Here is an 11,040-nt window from a genome sequence, read left to right on the forward strand (position 1 = left end):
TAAACATTTCTAAACTAAAATACTATGAGTAATAATTCTAGGCGCGATTTTATCAAAAGCGCTTCAGTGGCAGCTGCCAGTTTCTACATTGTTCCTCGCCATGTCCTAGGCAAAGGTTACAAAGCTCCTTCAGACAAATTGAACATCATGGGTATTGGTGGTGGCGGTAAAGGCTACAGTGATATCACAAATTCATTTAACAAAGGGGCTGAAAATATTGTAGCCATTGTAGATGTGGATGATCGTCAGGCGGTTAAAGCCAGAGCAGATCACCCTAAAGCAAATTATTACAGAGATTTCCGTGAGGCATTAGAAAAAGAAGGAAATAACGTAGATGCGGTTATTGTTTCTACTCCAGATCATACCCATGCTACAATTGCCATGGAAGCGATGCGCCGTAGCAAGCACGTGTATGTTCAAAAACCTTTAACTCATGATATTTATGAGGCTCGAATCCTAGCTGAAAAAGCAAGAGAGATGAAAGTGGTTACTCAAATGGGAAACCAAGGTTCTTCTGGAGATGGCGTACGTAAAATGGTTGAGTGGTTTGAAGGTGGTGTCATCGGAAAAGTTCATACAGTTCAAGTTTGGACAAATCGTCCAGTTTGGCCACAAGGAATAGCATATCCTTCTGCTGGCTTTGAAGTGCCTAAAGAATTGGATTGGGATTTATGGTTAGGACCTGCTAAATACCGCGAGTTTAATCCAGCATTCGTTCCATTTAAATGGAGAGGCTGGTGGGATTATGGTACAGGCGCATTAGGAGATATGGGATGCCATTTATTAGATCCTCCTTTCAAAGTGTTAGGTATTCGTGATGCCATAGATGTTGAATGCTCGGTTGGATCAGTTTTCTTAAAAGATTGGACTCCAGAGTGGATTCCAGAAGGATGTCCACCATCGTCTATGGTTACGCTGAATTATGGTCCTTCGAAGAAAAATAACTCTCCAGTGAAATTAACTTGGTATGATGGTGGTCTTCGTGCTCCACATCCAGATGGCATTCCATCCACTGAAGTAATCGGTGATCCAGATGGTTCAAATGGTGTTATATTGATCGGAACCAAAGGAATCATGACTTGTGGAACCTACGGTATGTATCCAAAAGTATTCAAAAATGGCAAACAAGTTCCAGAAGAAGAATTACCAAAAGCAAGTATTCCACGTGTCGAAAGAGGAGACGCGGGTCATAATACGCAATGGGTAGAGGCTTGTAAAGCTGGTTTCGGTAAAATGGAAGTTAGTTCTCCTTTTGATTATGCAGGGCCGTTTACGGAATCGGTATTAATGGGAAACCTTGCTATCCGTTCCTACATGTTGCGTGAAGGCGAAGGAAGAACAGCTAAATACATTGGTCGTCAGAAGTTGACATGGGATGCTGCCAATATGCGTATCACGAACTTTGACCCCGCTAATCAATTTGTTCGTAGAGAATACAGAGCAGGATGGAAGCTATAGAATTATGATTGGTGAATTTTTGTTCAATACTTAATTCACACTACATAATTAAATAATACGTTTTAACATTAAAAGACGGGAGGTTATCCCGTCTTTTTTTATTTTTGTAAAAAAATCAACATGCTCAATCATTCAAAGAATCCCTCATCCATTTTTTCCGAAGTTGAAGCCTATATTCTTTCCAAAGGATATGAGATTGTAACAAAAGATTTGGATAGACCTTGGGGTGCTTTCTTTGTATTGTCAGAAGAGCAGGCATCCAAATTTGCAGAGGAATTTTTTCCTGAATTGAGTTTTGAGCAAATTCAAATTACTCAAAAATTAAGCCCTAAATTTTTATTGGTAGCACCTAATCAGCGACTATCCTGGCAATATCATTTTCGCCGTGCAGAGATTTGGAAGGTGGTTTCAGGGCCCGTTGGAGTTGCTATGTCTGATACTGATGAACAAAATGAACCTGGAATGTATGAAGATGGTGATTTTGTGAAATTGGATATCGGAAAAAGACATCGCCTCATCGGTTTAGCTAATTGGGGACTAGTCGCCGAAATTTGGCAACATACGGATGTGAATCATCCTTCCGATGAAGAGGACATTGTTAGGTTGCAAGATGATTTTGGCAGATAGATATCTTTGTGTTCTTAGTGTTAAAATATTTGAATTTGTTTTTAACACTAAGTACAAAAAGATTAAAAATTTCTAAAATGAAAGAAAGATGCCTTTTTCCCCACCTCTATGCTGCCTATCTCATGGGATAAATGAACTACTTCCGCTGGGTAAACCGTGGCCATACGAATGGCTTCTTCCAAAGGAATGCCCGCTTGATTCACGCAATTTTCAATGGCTTCTCGCATCGTCAGTGCCGAACCTGATAAAACACCTTGGTCATTGGTGAATTTTTGATCTTTTTTGGAAAAGTAATATGGACCGGATTTGTCTTCCGTAACAGCATCTGTAATCAAAAATAATTTCTTACCTTTTAATTCTTTTGCCAAACGAACTGACTGAAAATCGCAATGCAATCCATCAACAATGATGCTCGCCCATGCGTCATTGATAAACGTTGTCCCTACAATCCCTAAGGCCCTACTTTGCCATTGCGATTGTGCATTGAACAAATGAGTTACTTTATTGATTCCTAGGTCAAATGCTTGTTGAACTTGTTCCTGTGTGGCATCCGAATGTCCAATAGAAAGCATAATTGGACTTTGAATGATAAAATTCAATACATCTTCTTCGAACATCTCAGGAGCTATGGTCATATAAATGGGTAATGATTTGGCTCGATCAATGATTTCTTGGATAAATGGGATGGTGGGTTTTTGAACAAATTCTTCTTTGTGGGCTCCTCTGCGGATGGGGTTGAAAAAAGGTCCTTCCAAGTGTAGTCCAATCAATCCCTTTCCTCCTTTATTGATATATTCTTGGCAGGCATCAATGGCTTTCCACATGGATTCTTTGGAAGAGCAATTGAGGGTTATTTGAAAAAAATGCGTACCAGTTTCTACGTGCTCCTGATAGGTTTTTTGAATGGATTCCGCAGTTTGATGGTTGGAAAACAAAATGCCTCCTCCGCCATAAACTTGTAAATCGATGAAGCCTGGACAAATAAATCCGTCTGAATATTGAACCTTTGAATTTGCTGTTATGGGTTGTATCGCAATAATCCGACCTTGATCCACATGGATTTCTTGTTCATAGAGCCATTCATGGCCGGTGAATATTTTATTGGCTGAAATAATTTGCATAAGGAATTGAATTTGTCATGAAAAAATTACCAACCTGCCGCTTGTCCATCTTTTCTGGATTCGGAGGCTCCAAAATAGACCTTTCGAACAGGGTCCCAACGAATGGCTTGGTAACCACCATAAACGCCATTCATGTATCCTACTTGATGCCCTTTCTGCATTAATTCCCGAATAACTTCGTAAGGATATCCACTTTCTAAGGTGATGGTTCCACCTGTTAATTCCATACCTTCGCCTGTAGGTTCAGAAGAGCCTTCATGATTGATTCGTGGTGCATCGCCTGCTTCTTGGATATTCATTCCGAAATCCACTACATCCATCACTATTTGGACATGTCCCATGGGTTGAAAACCACCACCCATCACACCAAAACTCATGATCGGTTCGCCATTCTTCGTCATAAATGCTGGAATAATGGTGTGAAATGGTCTTTTTCCTGGCGCATAGGTATTGTTTTCACCTTCTTTCAAGCTATATAGTTCTCCTCGATCTTGAAACATAAATCCTAGACCATCTGGTAACATTCCACTTCCAAAACCACGATAATTGCTTTGTATCAACGAAACCATGTTGCCTTCTTTATCAGCAATAGTTAAGTAAATCGTATCACCATCCTTCAGCGCTGGATTACCTGCATCATAATGTCTGGAAGCTCTATCTTTAATCAATTTTCTACGTTCATTGGCATATTCTTTAGAGATTAAATTGGCTACTGGAACTTTAGCAAAATCCATATCTGCATAAAATTTAGCTCGATCCTCAAAGACTAATTTTTTAGCTTCCGTAAACAAATGGATGTGTTCCGCAGAGCCAAATTTAATTTTAGAGAAGTCATAGGCTTCCAAAATATTCAACATCTGCAATGCTGCAATACCTTGACCATTGGGAGGAAGTTCCCACACATCAAAACCACGGTAATTAACGGAAACGGGTTCAATCCAAGTAGAAGTATGACTGGATAAATCTTCATACGAAAGAAATCCACCATTTTTTTTCATAAAAGCATCCATCGTTTTAGCGATTTCTCCTTTATAAAATGCATCTCTACCTCCTTTAGCAATTTTTTCTAAAGTGTTGGCCAAATGTGGATTTTTGAATATATCTCCACGAACAGGTACGGTTCCATTGGGATAATAATGTTCAGCAACATTGGGAAATTTCCCATAATTCGCCTGAACTTTTTGTAAGGCGGAGGCCAATTCTTCATGCACAGGAAATCCGTTTCTAGCATAGCTAATCGCTTTTTCCAATACTTTATTCATCGGCATACTGCCAAATTTTTGATGTAGCTCAAACCAAGCATCAACACAGCCCGGAACACTTATAGGAAGTGGGCCTGTGCTTGGAATATGTTTTAATCCACGCTTTTTGAATTCATCCAATGTTAAGGATTTAGGCGATCTTCCTGAACCATTTAAACCATATAATTTTTTTGTTTTGGCATCCCAAACGATTGCGAACAAATCGCCTCCGATTCCATTTACATGAGGCTCCACAACGCCTTCCATCGCATTTGCCGCAATGGCTGCGTCAATGGCGTTTCCTCCTGCTTTTAATACGTCTAATGCAGCTTGGGTAGACAAAGGATGGGATGTGCAAGCCATTCCATTTTGAGCAATAACCTCAGATCTTGTTGCCCATAATTTACCACTGGGTCTGTCTTGCGCAAATAATGAAAGGGGGAAAAATAATAGGAATAAAAGTTTTTTCATGTCGATAAGGTGTTGAAGAAGTGAATTTAATCAAAATAATATCAATTTCTGCAACCTCTTATCCTCTAATCGATCATCTCAACAAACAACTAAATCCTGTATAGATTGAATCCAGTCATTAAATAATTCCCTTTCGAATTCGATGGCTTTTTGAGCATGTATTTCCCAATCTGGCGAAAATGCTTTTAATTGTTTAATCATTTCTTCCAAATGGCCTTCCTCCTCCAATATGATGGATTTAACCTGAACTTTAGATTTTTGAGCACTCAATGCCTTTTGGTAAATGGGATATAATTCGTCTGCGCGTACTTCAATGGCATAAGTAACTAATAAATAAGCGGCCCATTTAACATCTGCACCTTTTAAACCTAAGGACTTTTGAGCATACTGACAAACCTTTACATCTAGAAAATCTAAATAAAATTTGGAAGTCTTCGGGCTTAACAGAAATTCATCTTGATAAGATTCGAATCCACCATCTATTAATTTGGTAATTTGTTTCTTCAAATAAAAAGCATGGCGATGTTCTTCCGCGGCATGTTTCAACACCATTAATCCGACGTCTAATTTCGGCTCAAATTTGGAAATTTTTCTAGCGCCTACATTTTCCATCAATGAAAGTGTATTCAAAAACTTAGCATGTGTGTCTGAATGGGAAATGATGTTGGAAAAAATAGCTTCTAAATTGTGCATGTCATGGGTAAAATTGAGCCTGCAAAGATAAACTTTCAATGAATGAAAATGCCCAGATTGCTTTAAAAAGCAAAAAATCCTTTTAATTTTGATAATTCTAATCCTTTAAGTCCTATTTATTTTTTCTTCATGAATCTGTCCTATCAAATCAATCCAAGTTTAACCGTCGAAGATCTGATTTCCATTTTAGACCGTTCCACTTTGGGACTACGTCGTCCTTTGGCAGATTTGGAAGCCATGCAATCCATGTTAGACCATGCCAATGTTTATATTGGTGCGTATGATGCAGATAAATTGGTGGGTTTGGCTCGTTGTATGACTGACTTTACGTACACGACTTATTTAGCGGATTTAGCAGTAGATGAGGAATATCAACACCAAGGGATTGGAAAAAAATTAATTTTGGAGGTAAAGCAATTTCTTCCTCGAACCAAAGTGATTTTATTGGCGGCTCCCGCAGCAGAGAGATATTATCCTAAAATTGGGATGAAAAGACATGAACATTGTTATTATTTAGATGATGTTTCTGACCTAAATTAATGAACACAACCATGCAAATTGCGATTTTAAATAGTCCACAACATATTGAAATTCAGGAATTGAACTTGCCTGAACCTAGGTTGGGTGAAGTCAGAATAAAGATTAAACAAGCAGGTATTTGTGGTTCAGATGTGCACTTTTTTCAGGGGCATCGGAAGTTGAGCCAAGCAACCATCCTGGGGCATGAAGCGATCGGTTACATTGATAAAATAGGTGAGGGTGTAGAAAATAGGAAATTGGGTCAACGTGTCGTGATTGATCCGAATATTATATGTGGAAAATGCAATTATTGTAAACGAGGAAAGGGGAATATCTGTGTAAATAAACGAATCATAGGTCAAACTGAACCTGGTTGTTTTGCAGCGTATGTCTGTGTTTCAAATTCTGCTGTTTTTAACCTTCCAGATCAAATTTCGGATGATGATGCGGTTTGCATTGAACCCATGGCAGTGGCCTATCATGCCCTTTTTTCTTCTCAAGCTAAACCGGGCGACTCGATTGCCGTAATTGGTTTAGGCTCAATCGGTATGTTATTAACTCATTTGGCCATTAATTTAGGTTATCAAGTATTTGTGCATGAACTTAATGCTATTCTTCTGAACAAGGCTTGTGATTTAGGTGCACAAAGATTTTATGATACAGATTATGAAAAAGTTAATGCTTTTTTAACTCAAAAGGATATCCAAGTTATATTTGAATGTGCAGGAAATGAAAAGACAGCAAGTTTTGCGGCAGAAATAGCTCCTAGAGGATCAGAAATTATATTACTGGGATTATCAGAAAAATTAGCCACTTACCAACCTTTGAAAATTACGCGGGAAGGAATTCAAATCAAAGGTTCAATCATTTACGATCATCCTTTTGATTTTCTTCGAGTGATAGAATTATTGAAATCCCATGTGATTAACCCGAGTTTAATTATTAGTCAACGAATGCCATTGTCTAGTTTACAAGAAGCCTTGGAATTAGCTTCTTCTGGACATGCTGGTAAAATCATCATCGAACCAAAATAATGAAAAATGTCTCAGACACTAAATAAAGGAGTTGAAATAGGAGATGGGCAAGCCATGTCTTGGCGTCAAATGATGATTGTTGCCATTTGTTTTATTTTAAATTTCAATGATGGAATCGATGTTTTTTTAGTGTCTTTTGCGGCATCTGAAATAACGGCAGAATGGCAATTAACGAATGCTGAAATGGGCTATGTGTTTAGTTCCGGTTTAGCAGGTATGACCATCGGCTGTTTTTTGTTAGCACCTTATGGTGATTCCATTGGCAGAAGAAAAACGTTTTTGATATCCTTGTTTTTAATTAGCTTGGGAATGATTTTGGTCTATTTTGTTCAAAATTTCTCTCAAATGTTACTGTTTCGTTTTATCACGGGTTTCGGAATTGGTGGTATTTTACCCAATTTAGCGACAGTTGCCTCTGAGTTTTCCAATCAAAAAAACAAAGATTTCAATGTAGGTATTGTGCAGGCGGGTTGGCCTTTGGGAGCTATACTCACCGGTTTTGTAGCAGCTTGGGTAGTTCCTGAATTTGGCTGGCGATTTGCCTTTTTGTGTGCAGGTATTTTTTCTGCGGTAATGTTCATCGTAGTTTTATTATTTTTGAGCGAGTCTCCGGCCTATTTATCAAAAAAAATCAACAAGGAAATAAGCCAAAAACCATTAAAAATAGTACTCTCGAGAGAATATCGAACGTCGACTATTTTGCTTTGGACAGGAATATTTTTTGGTTTTTTAACCTTATATACGGTATTAAGTTGGGTTCCCACCTTAGCGAAATCAGCGGGAATGCCTTATGAGTTATCAACTTACGTGGGCGCAACATTGAATCTAGGTGCTTTTATTGGCGTATTTGTCATGGGAATAAGTATCGGTAAATGGGGTATCCGGAAAGTAATGTTGATTTTTATGCTTTTGGCCTTTTCCTTGATGGTTTTGTATGGAAGTTTGGATTTGAATTATACTTCTCGATTCATTTTGACCTTTTTTATCGGTTTTTTTGTCCAAGGAGGATTCAATATTTTTTACCCAGCCTCGACTCGTATTTATGCAGATAATGTCCGTTCTACAGGTGTTGGTTTAGCAATGGGAATCGGACGTTTCGGGGCAATTGTTGGACCTACGCTTTTTGGTATCATGGCGGATGAAGATTACAGCATTCTCACTCGCTTTGTTGTATTTTCACTTCCTTTATTAGTATCGGCATTTATCATGCAGAAAATACCTTCCAAGAATTTGTCATAAAATATACATTCATTTTCCTTTTGAGAATTTTTGGTATTTGATGGGTTAAATCACAAAGTTCACGATTTTTTAGGATATCTTTTTTACACCTTTAAGGAATGAATGTCAAACAAACTGGATTTTGTACCTCAATGATTTCCCCTGTATCAATCAGTTGACCCGTTACCTGATTAAAGGAAAATATTTGTACTTGATTGTCACCGCTACTCGCAACAAACACATATTTTCCACTTGGGTCAAACGAGAAATTTCTGGGTTTAGAACCCACCTGCACCTCATGATCAAACAATAGTTTCCCGTCTTGTTCAACCTTAAAAATAGAAAGACTATTGCTTGTGATTCTATTTGATGAAATTAGCCATTTAGCATCTTTTGAGAGATGAATGTCTGCACTTGCTTTTACCTCCGCTTGACTGAAATCTGCTTGAATGCTTTGAATTTCTGTCAGTTGATGGTTTAAATATCGAAAGACGTCCACCGTACCATTTAATTCGTTGATAACATAAACGAATTGCCCATTGGGATGAAAAATAAGATGTCGTGGGCCTTTTCCGGGTTTAACGATGAAGGTTTTGTAAGTCGGGCTCAATGTCCCATCTGATAAAATTTGGTGTTGATATATTTTATCAGTTCCAAGGTCAGTGACAAATAATTCCTTTTGATTGGGAGATAAGACAACCTTGTGCGCATGAGAGGATGCTTGTCTGTCTTTGATAGGTCCGGATCCTTCGTATTGAATTTTTTGAGCAAGCGGCAATATTGTGCCATTTTTTGTTTTAAAAACACTCACGCTTCCACCTGAATAATTAGCCGTATAAATGGTTTGGCTAGCTTTTCGATACAAAACATAACAAGGGTCAGCGGATTGAGTTGATTGACGATTGATGAACTCATATCTTCCTTTGGAATTTTTTCGAAAGGCGGAAACGCTCGATTGCTCCAAACCTTTTTCTGTGACTGAAAACAAGTATTTGCCATCTTCGGACAATGTCTGATAGGAGGCGTTTTGAACCGACAGTGAATAGATTTTTTGGATATTGTCCAAATGGCTAATATCGAAAATTTCAATGCCTGGGTTATCTTTTGTATAAGAACCTACCAAAAGTTGTTGCTTCGGTTTTTCAGTAAAAAGTCCCAAAAATGTAAGAATGGAAATCAACAACATGGACTTAATAATCTGTTTTTACGGATTTGTCAAAAGGTATTTGAATTTGGTAAGATAAATCTTCATCCTTTGAATTATCGATAACATCCAAACCATATTGAATTTGTTCAATGGGAGTTGCATCAAATGTACCAAATAATCGATCCCAGATGGAGAAGATATTTCCAAAATTGGTATCTGTTTGTGGTCGTTCAAAATGATGATGTATTTTATGCATATCGGGTGATACGATCAAAAAACTGATCAATTGATCCAATTTTTTAGGCAGACGAATATTGGCGTGATTGAATTGGGAAAATGCGGCGCTTAAACTTTGATAAAGCATCACTAACCAAATGGGTGCTCCACAGATTAAAACACCTAAAATGGTGAAAATAGCTCTGAAAACACTTTCGCCTGGATGATGTCTGTTGGCGGTGGTTGTGTCAACTTGTGTATCGGCATGATGAATGATATGAAATTTCCATAAAACCTTTATTTTATGTTCGATAAAATGGATGAACCAAGCGCCGACTAAATCTAACAGCATCAAACCTATCAATAAAAATGCCCAATCAGGAAGGACTACTATATGCAACAATCCAAAATGGTTGGCAGTAGTATAATCGCTCGCCATAACGATTAAGGTTGCAAATAGAAAGTTGATGATCAAGGTGGAAAATGTAAAAATAAAATTCAGTTTAGCATGTTTCCATTTTTTGTATCGAAAATTAACAAGTGGTATAGCACCTTCAATAATCCAGAAAATAGAAATGCCACCTGCTAAAATCAGAGCCCGATGACTACTAGGTATGTGTTCGAAGTATTGTATAATTTGTTGAATCATAGTTGAATGTTTGAAAACCAAAGGTAATAATTGATTGAATTCAAAACCAAGAGTTAGTCAGAATGTTTTCACATCCTACGCTAACTCTTGCTTTAATACTTCATTTCCTTCTTGGTTATTTATAGAAAACTTCTTCTATGGGTATTTTTAAAACCTCAACCAATTGGAATATTTTCGTTGCGTTTGGATAATGTTTGCCAGATTCCCAGTAATTATAAGCACTTTGACTTACTCCTATTGCACTCGCAACTTGTTGTTGTGTTAATTGTAATGATTGGCGTGATTTAATTAAAACGGTGGAGAAAAGGTGTTTGGTTTTCATAGGAATAGTTGGTTAGAGTTAAAATCTCTTCCAATATTTAAAAACCAATTTTTAAAAACAAATTTTATATACCAACTTATTAAAAATATAACTTTTTTGATAAAAAATTAAACTTTAATTGCTTGTTTTGTCTTTAAAGTTGAAAATTGTCTTTAAAGTTGAATGCTATTTTAACTTTTTCCTAACCTCTTACCTAATACTGACGGTGCCTGAAAAAAGTTGACACATCTTTCTTCTTTTTAAACAAGAAGAAACATGAAAAAAACATCATTTAGAGTTCAGCTGATCTTTTCGGAAGAACTTCGCAAAGAAGTTGTCAATCGC

Annotated in this window: 11 protein-coding genes; 5 read left to right on the top strand and 6 right to left on the bottom strand. The window is 37.4% G+C overall.

The annotated features are described in order from the left end of the window. Positions 1-24 precede the first annotated feature (24 nt). Both V7S76_RS11515 and V7S76_RS11520 read left to right on the top strand, forming a co-directional pair. The gene (locus tag V7S76_RS11515) at positions 25-1,458 is read left to right on the top strand and encodes a Gfo/Idh/MocA family protein (protein WP_459510256.1); all 1,434 of its coding nucleotides are present in this window, start codon (positions 25-27) and stop codon (positions 1,456-1,458) included. A 120-nt stretch (positions 1,459-1,578) separates the two neighbouring features. Continuing rightward, positions 1,579-2,085 carry a cupin domain-containing protein gene (locus V7S76_RS11520; RefSeq protein ID WP_459510257.1) on the top strand — a complete coding sequence of 169 codons (507 nt, stop codon included), beginning with the start codon at positions 1,579-1,581 and terminating at the stop codon, positions 2,083-2,085. A gap of 62 nt (positions 2,086-2,147) precedes the next feature. On the opposite strand, the gene nagA is transcribed toward V7S76_RS11520, so the two are convergent. From nagA to V7S76_RS11535, 3 genes are all read right to left on the bottom strand, one after another. Then, positions 2,148-3,206: an N-acetylglucosamine-6-phosphate deacetylase gene (nagA, locus tag V7S76_RS11525; RefSeq protein ID WP_459510258.1), complete on the bottom strand. Its 1,059-nt coding sequence runs from the start codon at positions 3,204-3,206 to the stop codon at positions 2,148-2,150. A 26-nt stretch (positions 3,207-3,232) separates the two neighbouring features. Further along, positions 3,233-4,918 carry a gamma-glutamyltransferase gene (ggt, locus tag V7S76_RS11530; RefSeq protein WP_459510259.1) on the bottom strand — a complete coding sequence of 562 codons (1,686 nt, stop codon included), beginning with the start codon at positions 4,916-4,918 and terminating at the stop codon, positions 3,233-3,235. A 78-nt stretch (positions 4,919-4,996) separates the two neighbouring features. Next, a complete protein-coding gene (locus tag V7S76_RS11535) occupies positions 4,997-5,611 on the bottom strand; it encodes a hypothetical protein (protein WP_459510260.1) in 615 nt (204 codons plus the stop codon). A gap of 129 nt (positions 5,612-5,740) precedes the next feature. Between V7S76_RS11535 and V7S76_RS11540 the strand changes: the two genes are divergently transcribed. The 3 genes from V7S76_RS11540 to V7S76_RS11550 are packed head-to-tail and all read left to right on the top strand — an operon-like array spanning position 5,741 to position 8,403. Then, positions 5,741-6,151, top strand: coding sequence for a GNAT family N-acetyltransferase (locus tag V7S76_RS11540; RefSeq protein ID WP_459510261.1), 411 nt, complete (start codon positions 5,741-5,743; stop codon positions 6,149-6,151). Beyond that, positions 6,151-7,164, top strand: coding sequence for a zinc-dependent alcohol dehydrogenase (locus V7S76_RS11545; RefSeq protein ID WP_459510262.1), 1,014 nt, complete (start codon positions 6,151-6,153; stop codon positions 7,162-7,164). The genes V7S76_RS11540 and V7S76_RS11545 overlap by 1 nt, the downstream gene beginning before the upstream one ends. Positions 7,165-7,170: 6 nt before the next feature. After that, entirely contained in the window at positions 7,171-8,403 is a 1,233-nt protein-coding gene (locus V7S76_RS11550) for an MFS transporter (RefSeq protein WP_459510263.1), read from the top strand. 91 nt (positions 8,404-8,494) lie between these two features. On the opposite strand, the gene V7S76_RS11555 is transcribed toward V7S76_RS11550, so the two are convergent. The 3 genes from V7S76_RS11555 to V7S76_RS11565 form a co-directional block, all read right to left on the bottom strand. Beyond that, positions 8,495-9,568, bottom strand: a complete 1,074-nt coding sequence (locus V7S76_RS11555) for a lactonase family protein (RefSeq protein WP_459510264.1) — start codon at positions 9,566-9,568, stop codon at positions 8,495-8,497. Positions 9,569-9,572: 4 nt separating this feature from the next. Further along, positions 9,573-10,394, bottom strand: coding sequence for a sterol desaturase family protein (locus V7S76_RS11560; RefSeq protein ID WP_459510265.1), 822 nt, complete (start codon positions 10,392-10,394; stop codon positions 9,573-9,575). Between the two features lie 115 nt (positions 10,395-10,509). Continuing rightward, complete coding sequence (locus tag V7S76_RS11565) at positions 10,510-10,716, bottom strand: helix-turn-helix transcriptional regulator (RefSeq protein ID WP_459510266.1); 207 nt, start codon at positions 10,714-10,716, stop codon at positions 10,510-10,512. Between the last annotated feature and the right edge of the window lie 324 nt (positions 10,717-11,040).

Source organism: Aquirufa sp. ROCK2-A2 (assembly GCF_054558485.1).

Excerpts from the sequence above, each read along its gene's own strand:
- V7S76_RS11515 (WP_459510256.1), top strand. The coding sequence starts at position 25 with ATGAGTAATAATTCTAGGCGCGATTTTATCAAAAGCGCTTCAGTGGCA.
- V7S76_RS11520 (WP_459510257.1), top strand. The coding sequence starts at position 1,579 with ATGCTCAATCATTCAAAGAATCCCTCATCCATTTTTTCCGAAGTTGAA.
- nagA (WP_459510258.1), bottom strand. The coding sequence starts at position 3,206 with ATGCAAATTATTTCAGCCAATAAAATATTCACCGGCCATGAATGGCTC.
- ggt (WP_459510259.1), bottom strand. The coding sequence starts at position 4,918 with ATGAAAAAACTTTTATTCCTATTATTTTTCCCCCTTTCATTATTTGCG.
- V7S76_RS11535 (WP_459510260.1), bottom strand. The coding sequence starts at position 5,611 with ATGCACAATTTAGAAGCTATTTTTTCCAACATCATTTCCCATTCAGAC.
- V7S76_RS11540 (WP_459510261.1), top strand. The coding sequence starts at position 5,741 with ATGAATCTGTCCTATCAAATCAATCCAAGTTTAACCGTCGAAGATCTG.
- V7S76_RS11545 (WP_459510262.1), top strand. The coding sequence starts at position 6,151 with ATGAACACAACCATGCAAATTGCGATTTTAAATAGTCCACAACATATT.
- V7S76_RS11550 (WP_459510263.1), top strand. The coding sequence starts at position 7,171 with ATGTCTCAGACACTAAATAAAGGAGTTGAAATAGGAGATGGGCAAGCC.
- V7S76_RS11555 (WP_459510264.1), bottom strand. The coding sequence starts at position 9,568 with ATGTTGTTGATTTCCATTCTTACATTTTTGGGACTTTTTACTGAAAAA.
- V7S76_RS11560 (WP_459510265.1), bottom strand. The coding sequence starts at position 10,394 with ATGATTCAACAAATTATACAATACTTCGAACACATACCTAGTAGTCAT.
- V7S76_RS11565 (WP_459510266.1), bottom strand. The coding sequence starts at position 10,716 with ATGAAAACCAAACACCTTTTCTCCACCGTTTTAATTAAATCACGCCAA.